Annotated in this window: 15 protein-coding genes; 10 read left to right on the top strand and 5 right to left on the bottom strand. The window is 69.3% G+C overall.

Annotated features, from left to right (window positions below):
• From ABTW72_RS29670 to ABTW72_RS29630, 9 genes are all read left to right on the top strand, one after another.
• Nucleotides 1–990, top strand: a complete 990-nt coding sequence (locus ABTW72_RS29670) for an ABC transporter permease (protein WP_350864382.1) — start codon at nt 1–3, stop codon at nt 988–990.
• Complete coding sequence (locus ABTW72_RS29665) at nt 987–1,895, top strand: carbohydrate ABC transporter permease (protein ID WP_350864379.1); 909 nt, start codon at nt 987–989, stop codon at nt 1,893–1,895. Before ABTW72_RS29670 ends, ABTW72_RS29665 begins: the two co-directional genes overlap by 4 nt.
• Nucleotides 1,896–1,948: 53 nt before the next feature.
• Nucleotides 1,949–3,586: an ABC transporter substrate-binding protein gene (locus tag ABTW72_RS29660; protein WP_091399124.1), complete on the top strand. Its 1,638-nt coding sequence runs from the start codon at nt 1,949–1,951 to the stop codon at nt 3,584–3,586.
• Nucleotides 3,587–3,674: 88 nt separating this feature from the next.
• Nucleotides 3,675–4,364 (top strand): DUF624 domain-containing protein, encoded by a 690-nt coding sequence (locus tag ABTW72_RS29655; protein WP_350864376.1) that lies wholly within the window; start codon nt 3,675–3,677, stop codon nt 4,362–4,364.
• Entirely contained in the window at nt 4,361–5,701 is a 1,341-nt protein-coding gene (locus tag ABTW72_RS29650; protein WP_350864373.1) for a beta-galactosidase, read from the top strand. The genes ABTW72_RS29655 and ABTW72_RS29650 overlap by 4 nt, the downstream gene beginning before the upstream one ends.
• Nucleotides 5,593–6,393, top strand: coding sequence for a beta-galactosidase trimerization domain-containing protein (locus tag ABTW72_RS29645; protein ID WP_350864531.1), 801 nt, complete (start codon nt 5,593–5,595; stop codon nt 6,391–6,393). The genes ABTW72_RS29650 and ABTW72_RS29645 overlap by 109 nt, the downstream gene beginning before the upstream one ends.
• On the top strand, nt 6,390–8,528 hold the full coding sequence (locus ABTW72_RS29640) for an alpha-glucuronidase (RefSeq protein ID WP_350864370.1): 2,139 nt from the start codon (nt 6,390–6,392) through the stop codon (nt 8,526–8,528). Before ABTW72_RS29645 ends, ABTW72_RS29640 begins: the two co-directional genes overlap by 4 nt.
• Nucleotides 8,529–8,834: 306 nt before the next feature.
• Nucleotides 8,835–10,175: an extracellular catalytic domain type 1 short-chain-length polyhydroxyalkanoate depolymerase gene (locus ABTW72_RS29635; RefSeq protein WP_350864367.1), complete on the top strand. Its 1,341-nt coding sequence runs from the start codon at nt 8,835–8,837 to the stop codon at nt 10,173–10,175.
• A 40-nt stretch (nt 10,176–10,215) separates the two neighbouring features.
• Nucleotides 10,216–11,598 (top strand): glycoside hydrolase family 10 protein, encoded by a 1,383-nt coding sequence (locus tag ABTW72_RS29630; RefSeq protein WP_350864364.1) that lies wholly within the window; start codon nt 10,216–10,218, stop codon nt 11,596–11,598.
• A 131-nt stretch (nt 11,599–11,729) separates the two neighbouring features.
• On the opposite strand, the gene ABTW72_RS29625 is transcribed toward ABTW72_RS29630, so the two are convergent.
• Nucleotides 11,730–12,425 (bottom strand): methyltransferase domain-containing protein, encoded by a 696-nt coding sequence (locus ABTW72_RS29625; RefSeq protein ID WP_350864361.1) that lies wholly within the window; start codon nt 12,423–12,425, stop codon nt 11,730–11,732.
• A gap of 28 nt (nt 12,426–12,453) precedes the next feature.
• Between ABTW72_RS29625 and ABTW72_RS29620 the strand changes: the two genes are divergently transcribed.
• Nucleotides 12,454–12,861, top strand: a complete 408-nt coding sequence (locus tag ABTW72_RS29620) for a MerR family transcriptional regulator (protein WP_350864358.1) — start codon at nt 12,454–12,456, stop codon at nt 12,859–12,861.
• Here the strand turns inward: ABTW72_RS29620 and sthA are convergent.
• The 4 genes from sthA to ABTW72_RS29600 all read right to left on the bottom strand — a co-directional run bounded on the left by sthA (nt 12,858) and on the right by ABTW72_RS29600 (nt 17,263).
• On the bottom strand, nt 12,858–14,261 hold the full coding sequence (gene sthA, locus ABTW72_RS29615) for a Si-specific NAD(P)(+) transhydrogenase (protein WP_350864357.1): 1,404 nt from the start codon (nt 14,259–14,261) through the stop codon (nt 12,858–12,860). The genes ABTW72_RS29620 and sthA overlap by 4 nt on opposite strands.
• Nucleotides 14,262–14,314: 53 nt before the next feature.
• The gene (locus ABTW72_RS29610; protein ID WP_350864355.1) at nt 14,315–15,337 is read right to left on the bottom strand and encodes a fibronectin type III domain-containing protein; all 1,023 of its coding nucleotides are present in this window, start codon (nt 15,335–15,337) and stop codon (nt 14,315–14,317) included.
• Between the two features lie 88 nt (nt 15,338–15,425).
• Complete coding sequence (locus ABTW72_RS29605; protein ID WP_350864352.1) at nt 15,426–16,064, bottom strand: response regulator; 639 nt, start codon at nt 16,062–16,064, stop codon at nt 15,426–15,428.
• Entirely contained in the window at nt 16,061–17,263 is a 1,203-nt protein-coding gene (locus ABTW72_RS29600; protein ID WP_350864349.1) for a sensor histidine kinase, read from the bottom strand. Before ABTW72_RS29600 ends, ABTW72_RS29605 begins: the two co-directional genes overlap by 4 nt.
• Between the last annotated feature and the right edge of the window lie 42 nt (nt 17,264–17,305).

The raw sequence follows: 17,305 nt of genomic DNA, 5'->3' as shown, positions 1-17,305 counted from the left end.
ATGACATCCACGCTGCGGCCACCACCGCCGGCGCCGCCGAATTCTCCGCGGCAGGCGCAGAGCCCCGCCCCGCGCTCGCCACGACGCCGTCGCAGTTGGCGGCAGGCACTGCGCCGGGACTGGCAGCTCTACTCCCTCGCCATCCTGCCGCTGCTGTTCTTCCTCGTCTTCCGGTACCTGCCAATGATCGGCAACATCATCGCGTTCCGTCGGTTCAAGCCGGGCGGCAGCATCTTCGGTGAGTACTGGGTCGGGCTGCGCTACTTCCGGATGTTCCTCACCGACCCGACGTTCTGGGAGGTGTTCACCAACACCCTGGTGCTCGGGACGCTGACCCTGCTGTTCTGTTTCCCGCTGCCGATCGTACTGGCGCTGATGCTCAACGAGGTGCGCGCCCGCCGGTTCAAGCGGTTCGTCCAGTCCGTGTCCTACCTGCCGCACTTCCTGTCGATCGTGATCGTGGCGGCGATGGTCATGCAACTGACCTCGGTCGGTGGCGCGGCCAACCAGATCGTCGGCCTGTTCGGCGGCGACCCGGTGGCCTTCCTGCAGAAATCGGAGTGGTTCCGCACCATCTACGTCTCGTCCGAGGTCTGGCAGACCGTCGGTTGGGGGACGATCCTCTACCTCGCCGCGCTCACCACGGTCGACGAGGACCTGTACGAGGCGGCCCGGATCGACGGCGCGAGCCGGTGGCGGCAGACCTGGCACGTGACGTTGCCGGGGATCCGGCCGACGATGATGACCCTGCTGATCCTCAACATCGGCAACTTCCTGGCGGTCGGGTTCGAGAAGATCCTGCTGCTCTACAACCCGCTGACGTACCCGACCGCGGACGTGGTCTCCACCTATCTGTTCCGGATGGGATTCCAGTCCAGCAACTTCAGCTACGCCGCCGCCATCGGCCTCTTCGAGGCGGTGATCGGGTTGATCCTGGTCCTGACGGCGAACCTCATCTCCCGGCGCACTGTGGGGACGAGCCTGTGGTGATCCTCGGTACGAAGAGCGACGCCCCGAAGACGCGGGGTCCGGTGGACAGTCGTGGCTACCGGATCTTCCGGATCGTCAACACTGTCGTCCTGATCGGCGTCGTGGTCGTGACGCTGTTCCCGTTCCTCAACATCGTGGCCCGCTCGCTCAGCGAAGAGGCGTACATCATCACGGGGAAGGTGAGCATCGTCCCGCGCGGGTTCGACCTGACCGCGTACAAGCTGCTGATGTCGGACGCGATGTTCTGGACGAACTACCGCAACACGGTGGTGTACACGGTGGTCGCCACGCTCATCTCGATCGTGCTGACCACCTGTTACGCGTACGTGCTGTCGAAGCCGCAGCTCAAGGGGCGCCCGTTCCTCATCGGTGTCGCGCTGTTCACCATGTTCTTCTCCGGCGGCCTGATCCCCAACTACGTGCTGGTCACCAGCCTGGGGATGAAGAACACCATCTGGGCCGTGGTGGTCCCCAATGCCATCAGCGTGTTCAACCTGCTGGTCATGAAGGCGTTCTTCGAGAGCCTGCCGAGCGAGCTGGAGGAGGCCGCCGCGGTCGACGGGCTGAACACGTACGGCATCCTGCTGCGAATCGTGCTGCCGCTGTCGAAGGCGATCATCGCGACGATGGTGCTCTTCTACGCGGTGTCGTTCTGGAACTCGTGGTTCACCGCGTTCCTCTACATCGACCAGCAGGACCTGCTGCCGGTCACGGTCTACCTGCGCAACCTCATCGCGGGCGCCACCAGCGCCGAGTCCGCCGCCGCCGACGCCGACAAGGTCCAGGCCGCAGCCACCCTCGAGGCCGTGACGATCGTGCTCACCACCCTGCCGATCCTGGCGGTCTACCCCTTCGTCCAGCGGTATTTCGTCCGCGGCGTGATGCTCGGCGCGGTCAAGGGATGACGCAGGCGCTGCACCGTCCCACATTCGAATCCCCACCACCGAAAGGACGAGCCATGCTCCACAAGACGTGGCGCCGGGTGGCGATAGCCACCGCGGGTCTGCTCGCGCTCACCCTCAGCACCGCCTGTTCCGAGGACCCCGGCGAGTCGACGGACCTCTCGGAGAACAAGGTCGGGGCGATGGCCACCTACGGCGTCGGCGACCAGTTCAAGGCCACCGAGGCGCTCTCCTTCTCCACCCTCTACAACAACCACACGTTCTACCCGCTCAAGGAAGACTGGGCGTTCTGGTCGGAGCTGACCAAGCGGACCAACGTCAAGATCGAGCCGGTGGCCGTTCCGCTCAGCGACTACGAGCAGAAGCGCAGCCTGCTGATCGGCGCCGGAGACGCCCCGCTGATCATTCCGAAGACGTACCACCCGCAGGAGAACGCGTTCGTGTCCTCCGGTGCGATCCTCCCGGTGAGCGACTACCTGGACCTGATGCCCAACCTCAAGGACAAGATCGCCAAGTGGAACCTCAAGCCGGAGATCGACAACCTGCGGCAGTCCGACGGTAAGTTCTACCTGCTCCCCGGCGTCCACGAGAAGCCCACCCAGGACTACACGGTGCTGGTGCGCACCGACATCATGCAGGAGCTCAACCTGGCGGTCCCGAAGACCTGGGACGAGCTGTACACGGTGCTCAAGGCGATGAAGGCCAAGTACCCGAACGTCTACCCGTACTCCGACCTCTTCAGCAAGCCCAACCCCACCGGTGCCCTGCTGAACATCCTCGGCTCGGCCCACGGCACCCAGGCGGGCTGGGACTACCAGCACGCGACCTGGGACCCGGCGGCGAAGAAGTTCAACTACACCGGCGCTTCCGAGCAGTACAAGCAGATGGTCACCTACCTGCACAAGCTCGTCGCCGAGGGCCTGCTCGACCCGGAGAGCTTCACCCAGACCGACGACCAGGCACGCCAGAAGCTCGCCAACGGCAAGTCCTTCGTGGTCACCGGCAACGCGCAGACCCTGGTCAACAACCACCGGCCCGACCTGGCCAAGACCCTGCCGAACGCCAAGCTGGCCAAGATCCCGCTGCCGATTGGCCCGGCCGGCGAGATCAACCCGTTCCCCCGGTTGGAGAACGGCATCATGATCTCCACGAAGGCCCGGGAGAGCAAGAACTTCGTCGCCATGATGCAGTTCATCGACTGGCTGTGGTATTCGGACGCCGGCTTGGAGTTCGCCCGCTGGGGCATCGAGGGCACGACCTTCACCAAGGACGCGTCCGGCAAGCGCACACTCAACCCCGGAGTCGACTTCCTCGGCCTCAACCCGAAGGCCCCCAAGCACCTGCAGAAGGACTTCGGCTTCCAGAACGGCGTCTTCGCCTACGGCGGCAGCCCCGACCTGGTCCGCGGCTTCTTCTCCCCGGAGGAGCTGGAGTTCCAGAAGGTGATGGACGCCCGTACCCCGAGGGTGGTGCCTCCGCCCGCCCCGTTGACCGATGAGGAGCGCGAGCAGGTGTCGCTCTGGGAGACGCCGTTGAAGGACTTCGTCACCCAGAACACGCTGAAGTTCGCCCTGGGTCAGCGCCCGCTCAGCGAGTGGGACGCGTACGTGGCCGAGCTGAAAGCCAAGAACTCCGACCAGTACATCGACCTGGTCAACAAGGCGTACGAGCGGTTCCAGAAGAACAACGGCTGATCAGCGGGAGTCCGGTCGGGCGGCGTGTCGCGGCCCGGCCGGACCCCCGGCGACCACGGATCAGCTGAGTCGACCGGAGGGAGCGACAGTGAGTGGCGCGACTCAGACCCGGCGACAGTTCGGCGACGGACCACTGTCGCGGATCACCTCGCGCGTCTACATCCTGCTCGTGGTCGAGCTGCTCCTGCTGCTCACCACGTTACCCGCCCTGCTCCCGCTGCTTCTGCTGGGCCGCGATCCGAGCAACCTGCCGCTGGCCGCGCTCCTCCTCGTACCGGTCGGCCCGGCGATCTCCGCCGCCCTGTACGCCCTGCGCCACCAGCGAACCGACCTCACCGACCTGCGCCCGGCCACCCTGTTCTGGCGTGGCTACCGGGCCAACGTCCTCGGCGTGCTGCGCGTCTGGGTGCCGACGCTGCTGTGGCTGACAGTGCTCGCCGTGAACCTCGCCTACCGCGGCGCGGTAGGCCTGTCGAGCTGGTGGACGGTGCCGCTGGTGCTGATCGGAGTGGGCGTGACGCTCTGCGCCGCCAACGCCCTGGTGATCACCTCGCTGTTCGACTTCCGCACCCGGGACGTGCTCCGGCTGGCCGTGCACTTCCTCGTGCGTACCCCCGGTGTCTCCGTCGGCAACGCCCTGCTGCTGGCCGCGGCGGCCGGGGTCACCGCGGTCTTCTCCGAAGCGGTGTTGATGCTGCTCGGGTCGGTCGCGGTGCTGGCGTACCTGCGCATCAGCGACCCGATGATCCACCTGATCCGGAAGGAGTTCACCTCATGAGCCTGCCCGTCAGCGCCAAGGTGCCCTTCGGGGGCGACTACAACCCGGAACAGTGGCCCGAGGACGTCTGGAAGCAGGACTACCGTCTCTTCGACACCGCACGGATCGACCTGGTCACCCTTGGCGTGTTCGACTGGGCGCTCACCCAGCCCGCGGAGGACACCTACGACTTCGCGCTACTGGACAGGATCGTCGAGCGGGCCAGTGCCGAGGGACGCGGGATCTGCCTGGCCACCGGCACGGGCGCCCACCCACCGTGGCTGGCCAAGGCGTACCCCGAGGTGACCCGGACCGACTTCGAGGGCCGCAAGCACCGCTTCGGTCAGCGACACAACTCCTGCCCCAGCTCGCCGGTCTTCCGCCGGCTCTCGACGGAGCTGGCCCGCCGGGTCGCCCGCCGCTACGCCGACGCCCCGGCGGTGCTCGCCTGGCACGTCGGCAACGAGTACGGCGGCGCCTGCTACTGCGCACTGTGCGCGGCCGGCTTCCGGAACTGGCTGCGCCACCGCTACGGCACCCTCGACGAACTGAACGAGGCCTGGTACACCACCTTCTGGTCGCACACCTTCACCGACTGGGACGAGATCGAGCCGCCGTCGGCGCTGACCGAGCACTGGCGCGGCCCGGACCACACCGCGTTCCCGGGCATCACAGTGGACTACCTGCGGTTCACCTCCGACGCGATGCTGACCAACTTCCGTGACGAGAAGGCGGCCATCCGGGAGTCCAGCCCGACGCTGCCGGTGACCACGAACTTCATGGGCATGTACCGGCCGATCGACTACCACCGCTGGGCCCCTCATCTGGACTTCGTCTCCTGGGACAACTACCCGCCCGACGACGGGTCCGCGGCCCGGATGGCGCTGACCCACGACCTGATGCGCGGGCTCAAGGACGGCCAGCCGTTCTGGCTGATGGAACAGACCCCGAGCTGCACCGCGTGCCGCGACGTCAACCCGTTGAAGCGCCCCGGCCTGATGCGGCTTTGGAGTTGGCAGGCCGTGGCGCACGGCGCCGACGCGGTGCTCTTCTTCCAGCTGCGTGCCTCCCGGGGGGCCAGCGAGAAGTACCACGGTGCGGTCATCGGCCACGCCGGTCGCTCCGACACCCGGGTGTTCCGGGAGGTCGCTGAGCTGGGCGCCGAACTGGAAAGGCTCGCCCGGCGTCGATGGGCGCGCGGACCCCGGCCCGGGTGGCGCTGCTGTTCGACTGGGACAGCTGGTGGGCGTTGGAGCTGTCCGACGGCCCGTCCCGGCTGGTCCGCTACCAGCAGGTCGTGCTCGCGTACCACCGGGCACTCTGGGACGCCGGTGTGGACCTGGACGTCGTCGCGGTGACCGCCGACCTGTCCCGCTACGACGTGGTCGTGGCCCCGGCCCTGCACCTGCTCAAGGGTGACCTGCCGCAGCGGCTGGAGGCGGTGGCGACGCGCGGCGGGTCGGTGCTGACCACCTACCTGTCCGGCCGGGTGGACGAGAACGACCAGGCGTTCCTGATGGACGTGCCGGGCCCGCTCGGGCAGCTCATGGGTGTACGGGTCGACGAGTGGGACGCCCGCGGTCCGGAGGTGGTCAACCCGGTCCGCCTCGGCGACGGCGTGGATCAGATCGACGTCGACGCGCGGCTGCTGTTCGAGCTGGTGATTCCGCAGGGCGCGCAGGTCGTCGGCACCTATCAGGCCGACTTCTACGCGGGCACCCCGGCGGTGACCCGCAACTCCTTCGGCGCCGGCGACGGCTGGTACGTGGCGGCCGGGTTGGACCAGGCCGGGGTGTCCTGGGTGGTGCGGCAGGTGCTCGCCCGCCACGACCTGCTCGGGCCCTACCCGGACGTGCCGGACCTGGAATCCGCCGTGCGGGTCGCGGCGGACGGGTCGCGGCTGCTGTTTCTGCTCAACCACCGCGCCGAGCCGGTCGAGGTGACCGCCCGGACCGGCGGCGTCGACCTGCTCACCGGCGACCGTACGGCGCCCGGCGGTGCCCTGCGGCTGCCGGCGTACGGGGTTGTCGTGCTGGAGGAGGACCGGTGAACGCCGAAGAGTCGGTGGAGTTGGAGCAGCTGATGTTCGTCGAGGAGCCGATGGACGGTGACGAGCCGCGCGTCCACCCGGCCTGGCTGCCCCCGGAGGCGTTCCGGTCGCTCGGCGCGCGCCGCGTCCTCCTGCACGGCGAGGGGTTGCTCGTCGACACCGTCCTCAACGAGGTCTCGCGCGCCTGCGCGCGTTACGGCGGACGGGTGTGGCACTCTCCGTCCTGGGACGTCGACGTCGACCTGGTGCTCGCCCTGCGCGACGCCGGTGAGCTGCCCAACCCTGCGGTGGAGGCGGCACGCGCCGCCGGCGAGGCGGCGCTCGTCGAGTTGGGCGACGGCGGGACGCTCGGCGACGAGGGTTTCGTGTTGGCGCGGGCCGGCGAGGTGACCGCCGTGCTGGCCGACGCGCCCGCCGGCCTGCTGTACGGGCTCTTCCACGTGGTCCGGCTCTGCGCGGCGGCCTTCGACCCGGCCCGACCGCCGGAGCGGCACCGGCCGGCGCTGCGCCGACGCATGCTGAACCACTGGGACAACGTGGCCGTGCACCCGGTGATGGGCCAGGTCGAACGGGGGTACGCGGGCGGCTCGATCTTCTGGCAGGACGGCCGTCCGCGCGGCGACCTGGCCCGGGTACGGGAGTACGGGCGGCTGCTGGCCTCCTGCGGGGTCAATGCGATCTCGGTGAACAACGTCAACGTGGCCCGTACCGAGGCGCTGCTGCTCACCGAACGGCTCAGCGACGTGGCCGAGATCGCGGACGCGCTGCGCCCGTACGGCATCCGGGTGCACCTGTCGGTCAGCTTCGCCGCGCCGGTGCTCCTCGGTGGCCTGCCGACCGCCGACCCTTGGGACGAGGCGGTGCGGTCCTGGTGGGCCGCTACCACCCGGCGGGTCTACGACCGTATCCCGGACTTCGACGGTTATCTGGTGAAGGCCGACTCCGAGGGGCAACCCGGCCCGTTCACGTACGGCCGCGACCACGCCGACGGGGCGAACCTGCTGGCCGAGGCGCTCGCCCCGCACGGGGGAGTGGTGCACTGGCGGGCGTTCGTCTACAACCATCACCAGGACTGGCGGGACCGGTCCACCGACCGGGCTCGGGCCGCGTACGACCACTTCGTCCCGCTCGACGGGCGGTTCCGCACCAACGTTGTCGTCCAGGTGAAGTTCGGTCCGGTGGACTTCCAGACGCGCGAGCCGGTCTCCCCGGTGCTCGCCGCGATGCCGGCGACCCGGTTGGCGGTGGAGTTGCAGGTCACCCAGGAGTACACGGGCCAACAGCGGCACGTCTGCCATCTCGGCCCGTGGTGGAGTGAGGTGCTTGGCTTCGCCCCCTGGGGGCCGGGCGGACGGACGATCGCCGACGTGGTCGCGGGGGAGGCGGCGGCCGGTGGCGGAATGGTCGCCGTCGCCAACGTCGGCGACGACCTCTTCTGGACCGGGCATCCGTTGGCGCAGGCCAACCTGTACACGTTCGGCCGGCTGGCCTGGGACCCTCGGCGGGACCCGACGGCGATCCTCGACGAGTGGATCACGCTGACCTTTCCGCCGTCGGCGACCGCCGACGCGGAGCTGGTGCGGCGGACCCTGCACGAGATCATGGACGACTCGTGGCGCACGTACGAGCGCTACACCGCCCCGCTGGGCGTCGGCTTCATGGTCAACCCCGGCGACCACTACGGTCCCGGCGTCGACGGGTACGAGTACACGCGGTGGGGCACCTACCACTTCGCCGACCGCGACGGCGTCGGGGTGGACCGCAGCCGCGCGTCGGGCACCGGCTTCACCGGCCAGTACCCGCCATACTGGGCGGAGCTGTACGAGTCGCCCGAGACCTGCCCCGACGAGCTGCTGCTCTTCTTCCACCATGTGCCGTACGGGCACGTGCTGCACAGCGGCTCGACCGTCATCCAGCACATCTACGACACCCACTTCGCGGGAGCCGAGGAAGTGACGACGATGCGACGGAAGTGGCAGACGTTGACCGGCATGATCGATCCGAGCGTGTACGAGCGGGTCGCCGAACGCCTCGACGAGCAGGTGCGCTGCGCCACCGAGTGGCGCGACCAGATCAACACGTACTTCTTCCGCAAGTCCGGGGTGCCGGACGAGCGAGGGCGGGACATCTACTGAGCGGCGGTGAGGGCGGTTCGGCCATCCGGTCGGCCGCCCTCGGGCCGTGCGCCCAGCGGCCTGGCAGGTTCCGAAAACGTCCCGATAATTTCTCGCCACCCATCGGCGCTGACAATGCCCGCCAGTGCCCACTGCTGCGCAGGTGACCGCCGGAACCGTTGCGGCGGAAGGTTTCCGGAAGTCTTGACAATCGAGGGTGCTCGATCGAAGCTGACATGGTCACGCGAGCCGCGGTCAAGGTCGGGCGAAGGGCAGTCCTCGACTTAAGTCCCCTTCCACGCGCCTTTTTCGCAAGGGATCGCGACGATGACACTGAAGACGAGAATGCTTGGCGTCGTCATGGCGGCCGTGACACTGGCCGCCGCGGCGTTGACGTTCGCCACTCCCGCGTCGGCGGCGACGCTCACGCAGGTGACCAACTTCGGCACCAACCCCACCAACCTGCAAATGCACCTGTACGTCCCGGACCGGGTGGCGGCCCGACCGGCGATCCTCCTGGCCATGCACTACTGCACCGGGACGGGCCCCGCGTTCCACTCGGGCACCCAGTACGCCTCCCTCGCGGACCGGTACGGGTTCATCGTGATCTACCCGTCGGCCACCCGCAGCAGCAAGTGCTGGGACGTCTACTCGCCGCAGGCGTTACGCCGTGGCGGCGGCAGCGACCCGGTCGGTCTCATGTCGATGGTCGACTACGTGCGGCAGCGCTACTCCGCCGACCCCGCGCGGATCTTCGCAACCGGCACCTCCTCCGGCGCGATGATGACCAACGTCATGCTGGGCGTCTACCCGGACGTGTTCGCGGCTGGCGCCTCGTTCGCCGGGGTGCCGTTCGCCTGCTTCGCCACCGGCGGCACCTCGGAGTGGAACAGCCAGTGCGCCAACGGGCAACTCATCCGGACCGCCCAGCAGTGGGGTGACCTCGTCCGCGAGGCGTACCCCGGCTACACCGGCCAGCGACCCCGGATGCAGATCTGGCACGGCACCAACGACGAGACGCTGCGCTACCCGAACTTCGGTGAGCAGGTCAAGCAGTGGACCAACGTGCACGGGCTGAGTCAGACCCCGACGTACACCGACTCCCCGCAGTCCGGCTACACCCGCACCCGGTACGGCAGCAGCGGCCCGATGGCGCCGGTCGAGGCGATCAGCATGCAGGGTGTCACGCACAACCTGCCGGTCGACGCCGCGCAGGTGATCCGCTTCTTCGGGCTGGACGGCACCGCGCCGCCGACCACCCCGCCCCCGACCACCCCGCCGCCGACGACCCCGCCCCCGACCACCCCGCCGCCGACGACTCCGCCCCCGACCACGCCGCCGCCGACCGAGGGCACCTGCCGGGTCGGCTACACGGTCAACGCCTGGAACAGCGGCCTCACCGCGAGCGTGGCCATCACCAACACCGGTGCCACCGCCGTGAACGGCTGGGCGCTGACCTTCACGCTGCCCAGCGGACAGCGCATCACCAGCGGCTGGAACGCCCAGTACGCCCCGACGAGCGGTGCGGTGACCGCCCGCAACGTCTCCTACAACAACACCATCGCCCCGAACGCGTCGGTCGAGATCGGCTTCCAGGCCACGCACGAGGGCGGCACCGGCAAGCCCACGTCGTTCGCCCTCAACGGTGCCGCCTGTTCGGTGTCCTGATTTCCCTTCCCACCCCACCACCCTCAGAAGGAGCCACACGATGAGAAGTACGAGATGGAAGGCGGCATCCAGAGCCGCCATCGCGCTCGCCGGGGCGGGTGCCCTCGCCGCCAGCATGGCGCTGTTCGCGACGGCACCCGCCTCCGCCGGGACGACGCTCGGTGCGTCCGCCGCCGAGAAGGGTCGGTACTTCGGCACGGCGGTGGCTGCGTACAAGCTCTCCGACAGCGCGTACACCACGATTTTGAACCGTGAGTTCAACTCGGTGACGCCGGAGAACGAGATGAAGATCGACGCGACGGAGCCGCAGCAGGGTCGATTCAGCTATACGGCCGCGGACCAGATCGTCAGCCACGCGCGCAGCCGTGGGATGAGCGTACGGGGTCACACCTTGGCGTGGCATTCACAGCAGCCGCCGTGGATGGAGAGCATGAGCGGTAGTGCGTTGCGGCAGGCGATGCTCAACCACGTCACGCAGGTGGCCACCCACTTCCGCGGTCAGGTCGTGGCGTGGGACGTGGTGAACGAGGCGTTCGCCGACGGCAGCTCCGGAGGCCGTCGCGACTCCAACCTCCAGCGCACCGGCAACGACTGGATCGAGGCGGCGTTCCGCGCGGCGCGTGCCGCGGATCCGGGCGCGAAGCTCTGCTACAACGACTACAACACCGACAACTGGACGCACGCCAAGACCCAGGGCGTCTACAACATGGTGCGCGACTTCAAGGCCCGTGGCGTGCCGATCGACTGCGTGGGCTTCCAGTCGCACTTCAACAACGAATCCCCGTACGTGAGCAACTACCGCACCACGCTGTCGAGCTTCGCCGCTCTCGGTGTGGACGTGCAGATCACCGAGTTGGACATCCAGGGCGCGTCGGCGAGCACCTACCGCAGCGTCGTCGAGGACTGCCTGGCCGTGGCCCGCTGCAACGGCATCACCGTGTGGGGCATCCGCGACAGTGACTCCTGGCGGGCTTCGCAGACCCCGCTGCTGTTCAACAGCAACGGCTCGAAGAAGCCCGCTTACGATGCGGTTCTCGCCGCGCTTAACAACGGCACCACGCCCACGGACCCGCCGACGGACCCGCCGACGGACCCGCCGACCGACCCGCCCACGACTCCGCCTCCGGGCCCGGGTGGCTGCACGGCGACGGTGTCCGTGAACCAGTGGACGGGCGGTTTCGTGGCCACGGTGAAGGTGACGGCCGGTTCGTCGGCCATCAGCGGCTGGACCGTCGCCATCGGTCTCCCGTCCGGCGCGACGGTCACCAACGCGTGGAACGCCAACCGCAGCGGTAACACCGGCACGACGAACTGGACGAACGTGGCGTACAACGGCCAGGTCGCCGCCGGACAATCCACCGAGTACGGCTTCCAGGCCAACGGCACCGCCGGCAGCCTCAGCCCCACCTGCTCAGCAAGCTAGAGCCCCACCGGCCGGTGCGGAGGCGGCTCCCGCCCCCGCACCGGCCTTCGTTGATCAAGAGGTCTGCGTCATCCTGCCTGGCGATCGTGACGCAAACCTCTTGATCACCGGGGTTCACCGGCTTGTTCCGGTTACGCCTGGGCGGCGACGAGGAACATCGGCACGGCGACGAGGGTCCGGTTCGCGCGGGCGCGCTCGGTCTGCTCGGAGAGCCAGGTCTCCTCGTCGGTGATCCGTTTCAACACGCCGAGCGCTGTGTCGTCGGTGAACACAGCCGTGTGCACCTCGACGATCGGGTCGGTGAACCCGGCGTCGAGCAGCAGGTTGCGATACCTACGGGCAACGCGCGGCGACGGCAGCGTGTCCGCCTTCTCGTGGACCAGCCGACGGGTGGTCGCCGGGTCGTCCGAGTCAATGGCGATCAGGTCCCAGTCTTGGCCCAGCAGCACGGCTCGGCCGCCCGGTGCGAGCACCCGCCGGGCCTCGGCCACGGCTCGCGTCGGGTCGTCGAGGACGTGCAACACCTTGTCCGCCCGGTAGTAGGTGACCGACCCGGTCTCCAGCGGCAGCTCGGTGACGTCGCCGACATGGAACTCGCCGGCCGGCCAGCGCTTGCGGGCCACGGCGATCATCTCGGGATCGAGGTCGACGCCGACCGCGTGGGCTCCGCGCTCGGCCAGTTCGGCGACGGCGCGGCCACTGCCACAGCCAGCGTCGACGACGGTTCGGCCAGTGAGGTCGCCGAGCAACTCGTAGGAGCGGGCGCGCAGTTCGACGGCCGCTGGCTCGCTCTCGATGGCATCGAGGACAGCTAGAAGACTGGACATACCCGCCATGCTCGGACTTAATGTCGACATGAAGTCAAGCACGATGACGATCGGCGAAGTGGCCGACCACTTCGGCCTGCCGGCGCACGTACTGCGGCACTGGGAGTCGGTGGGCCTGCTCTGCCCCGCCCGGGTCACCGGCGGTCGTCGCCGCTACACCCGCGACGACCTCTTCCGGGTGGCCTCGATCCTGCGCGCGAAGCAGGCCGGCCTGTCGCTGCCGGACATCCGGGCGTTCCTCGCTGCGGGCGACCCGGCCACCCGCAAGGACGTTCTGCGCCGCAACCACTGTGCACTGCAGGTCAGGATGGCGGCGCTGCGGTCGGCGCTCGACCTGCTCGAGGCCGGGCTGAACTGCTCACACGAGGACGTCACGACCTGCCCGAACTACCGCGGTCGGTTGGCGGAGCTTGTGGAGGTCGGGGGTGGTGGCTAGCCGTCGATGCGGACGATGTTGCGGATCTTGTTGGACGCGTCCAGGGCGGCGACCTTGTACGCCTCGGCCAGCGTCGGGTAGTTGAACACCGCGTCGACCAGGTAGTCGATCGTGCCGCCGCAGCCCATCACCGCCTGACCGATGTGGACGATCTCGGTGGCGGCGGTGCCGAACACGTGCACCCCGAGCAGTCGGCCGTCGTCGGGGGAGACGAGCAGCTTCAGCATCCCGTACGAGTCGCCCACGATCTGACCCCGGGCCAACTCGCGGTAGCGGGCGATGCCCACCTCGAAGGGTGTCGAGCTTTCGGTGAGCTGCGCCTCGGTCTGCCCGACGAAGCTGATCTCCGGAATCGTGTAGATGCCGATCGGTTGCAGGCCGTGCATCTCCCGGATCGGCTCGCCGCAGGCGTGCTGCGCGGCCAGTCGGCCCTGCTCCATCGAGGTGGACGCGAGCGCGGGAAAGCCGATCACGTCGCCGACGGCGTAGATGTTCTCCACCGGGGTGCGGTAGTTGGCGTCCACAGTGATCCGACCGCGTCGGTCCGCCTCCAGCCCCGCCGCCTCCAACGCCAGGTCGTCGGTCTGCCCCTGCCGCCCGGCCGAGTACATCACCGTGTCGGCGACGATCTTCTTGCCGCTCTTGAGGATGCACAGCGCCGCCGTCTGGTGCTTCTCCACGGCGGCGACCTCCTCGCCGAAGCGGAACGCCACGGACAGGTCGCGCAGGTGGTACTTGAGTGACTCGACGACCTCGTCGTCGCAGAAATCCAGCATCCGCTCACGGCGTTCCACCACCGTCACCTTGGTGCCGAGGGCGGCGAACATCGAGGCGTACTCCATGCCGATCACGCCGGCGCCGACCACGACCATGCTGCGGGGTACGGCCTGAAGGTTGATGACCCCGTCGGAGTCCACGATCGTCCGGTCGTCGAAGTCGACGCTGTCCGGGCGGGCCGGGCGGGTGCCCGCGGCGATGACGATCTTGTCGAAGGTCACCTTGGACTCGCGGCCGGAGTCGCCGTCGACCCAGATCGAGTGCGCGTCGGCGAAACGCCCCGTGCCGGTGATCATCGTGACCCGGTTGCGGGCCAGTTGATTGCGGATGACGTCGGTCTGCCTGGTGATCACGTGCTGTGTCCGGGCCGCCAGGTCGCTGACCGTGATCTCTTCCTTGACCCGATAGCTGCTGCCGTACAGGTCCCGCTGACTCAGGCCGGTCAGGTAGAGCACGGCCTCGCGCAGCGTCTTGGAGGGCACGGTGCCGGTGTTGATGCACACCCCACCGATCATGTCGCGGCGGTCCACGATGCCGACCCGCCTGCCGAGCTTGGCGGCGGCGATCGCGGCCTTCTGACCGCTGGGTCCGGAGCCCAGCACCAACAGGTCGTAGTCATACACAGGCGTTAGCGTCGCAAGATGTCGCCGCCGGCGCCAGACCCCGGAGTCGAGCGTTATTCGTCTGCCACAGTGCAGAGGCCGCCGTTCAGCGTGATCTCCTCCGGCAGTTGCGTGCCGGTGGCGACGAGGCCCAGCGACACCGTGCCGCCGGGCGGGATCACCGCGTTGCGACCGGTGTCGCGCACCCGCAGGTAGCTGTTGTTGAGCCGGTCGACGACCTTCGCGCCCCAGATGCCCTGCACCTGCTGGCTGGCCCAGAACCGCCACGTCATCGTCCAGCCGTCGATGGCCGTGGTGCCGGTGTTCTCAACGACGAGGTGGGCCACGAAGCCGTCCGGCCACTGCCGCACGTCGGACCGGACCGCGCAACTCGGCGGCGGCGGCAGGGTGGTCACGGTGACCGGTGCGGACAGTGGGGACAGGTGTCCGACCTCGTCGCGGGCCTGCACCACGAAGGTGTACGTGGTGTTCGGCGCCAACCCGCTGATCTGTGCACTGTTCACGGGCGGGTACTGGTACACCTCGCGAACCCGGGTGAGGGTGCCGCCGGCGTCGACCCGGAACACCTCGTACCGGTCGAGCGCGACGTTCTCCACCGAGTGCGCCCACCGCAGCCGGACCACAGTGGCGGCCACGTCGTACGCGACCGGTTGGCCCGGCGCGCTCGGCGGTTGGTCGTCCCCCGGCGGCATGGTCAGCCGCAGGGTCGGGTTGGACAGCGAGCTGTTGCCGGCCGCGTCCTCCGCCCGTACCGAGAAGGTGTACGTGCGCGAGGGCCGCAGGTTGGTGATCCGGATGCTGTTGGTGTCGGTCGAATACTGGGCGCCGGAATCCTCGAACTGCGCGCCGACCGGGTAGCGGACCACGCCCACGTTGTCGGTCGAGGCCGCCCAGGTCAGCTCGACCGAGGTGGTGTCGATGGCGACGACCGTGATCGGGCCGGGTGCGGTGGGCCGTTCGGTGTCCGCCGTGGCGTACGCCGGGGTCGCGCCCGCCGCGACCACTGTCACCGCCAGCGCGCACAGGGCCAGGGCGGAGACCGTGGACCGGATTCTGCGGAACGGATGATCAGGCACGATGGTGACCTCGCTTCCGAGTGACCGCAGCGGACCAGCTATCGACTGCCATTGATGTTAGGGCAGTGCCGGTCGCACCGTTGTCCCGTCAGCCGACGAGGCGGCGTTCCCAGGCCCAGGCGGCGATCTCCACCCGGTTGCGGGCCTTGAGCTTCATCTGCACGCTCGCCAGGTGGGTCTTGACCGTGCCCACGGCGATGAAGAGCCGGGTGGCGATCTCGGCGTTGGTCAGACCCCGGGCGACGAGCTTCACGACATCGAGTTCCCGTGGCGACAGGCCACCGTCGTCGCGCGCCGGAGCCGGCGAGCTGAGGTGCTCCAACAGCCGTACCGTGATCGAGGGGCTGATCAGCGCGTCGCCGGACACGGCCGCGCGGACGGCCTCCACCAGCAGGGCCGGGCCGGAGTCCTTGAGCAGGAAGCCGCACGCGCCGTTGGAGAGTGCGGTGTGCACGTACTCGTCGAGGTCGAAGGTCGTCACGACGACCACCCGGATCGGGTCGGCGACGCCGGGCCCCGCGAGCAGCCGCAGTGCCTCAAGACCGTCGAGGCGGGGCATCCGGATGTCCAGCAGCACCACGTCCGGGCGCAGTCGTCGGGCCACTTCGACGGCCTGGACGCCGTCGGCGGCCTCGCCGACCACCTCCATGTCCGACTGGGCGCCAATGATCATGCCGAAGCCGGTCCGGACCATGGCCTGGTCATCGGCGATCAGTACCCGGATCACCGCGTCACCGCCACGCGGAGCGGGAACGCCGCGTCGAGCACCCAGCCACCGGCGACGCCGGGCCCCGCGGTGATCGTGCCGCCGAGGGCGCGTACCCGCTCGGTGAGGCCGATCAGACCGAAGCCGTGCCCGCGGGCCGGCGCGGTGCGCGGCGACGCGCCGTCGTCGGCCACCCGGACCAGCAACCAGTCCGGGGTACGCCGCACCGCCACGTCCACGGACCGCGCGTCCGGCGCGTGCTGGCGGGTGTTGGTCAGCCCCTCCATCACCACCCGGTACGCCGACGTGGACACCTCCACCGGCAGTCCGTTCAGGTCGCCGTCGACGTGCAGTCGTGCCGGCGTGTTCGCCGCGCCGTTGAACCCGGTCAGCAGCGGCTCCAGCTCGGTCACCCCGGCCAGTGGCGCCAGCGGCGCGTCCGGCGGGGCGTCCGGGTTGCGCAGGATGCCGACCATCCGCCGCATCGAGGCCATCGTCTCCGCGCCGGCCCGCTCGATCTGCTCCAGGGCGACGATCACCCGTTGCGGGTCCTGCTCGGCGACGAACCGGGCGCCCTGCGCCTGCACCACGATGCCGGTGACGTGGTGGGCGATGAAGTCGTGCAGGTCCCGGGCGAACTCGGCGCGTTGCTCGGCCCGGACCAGCGCGATGGCCCGCTCCCGGCCGGCGGCCATGATGCGCAGGTAGAGCCCCACCCCGGCAGCGCCGGCCGCGGCGAGCACCTGGAGCAGGCCGAAGATCACCAGCAGGTTCTCGGTGCCGACGCGCAGTGGCATCGCGGCGACGGCGAGCCCGGCGGCCACCGCCGCCCACGGGGCGAGCCGGGGCGCGCCCCAGCGGCTCACCACGAAGACCACGCCGATCAGCCCGGCCGACTCGGCGAGCCCCCAGGTGCGGGCGAGCAGGATGCCGCCGCCTCCGGAGAGGAGCACCACCCCTGCGGTCACGGCCAGTGAGGCGGTGGCGAGTGCCAGCGCGGCCAGCGGCAGCCGGCGGGAACCCAGCCGGTGCACCGGCAGCCACAGCGGCACCGTCGCCAGCGCCAACCCCATCGGCACCAGCAGGAGCAGAAGAGTACCGATGCCGGAGCCATCCGCCGTGCTGGCCGCAAAGTCGAAGAGGGCGAGCAGGCCGAAGGCCACCAGCCCGGCCGCTTGGGCCAGGCGTACCCACAGACGTCGAAGATCCGGCGTGCTCATGGTGACCCAGCGTAGCCAGCTGGGTGGAGGTGGCGGATCGGC

The organism is Micromonospora sp. NPDC127501 (assembly GCF_040302185.1).
Lineage (GTDB): Bacteria > Actinomycetota > Actinomycetes > Mycobacteriales > Micromonosporaceae > Micromonospora.
Note: the sequence above shows the minus strand (reverse complement) of the source record. Positions and strands in the feature narration are given on the sequence as shown.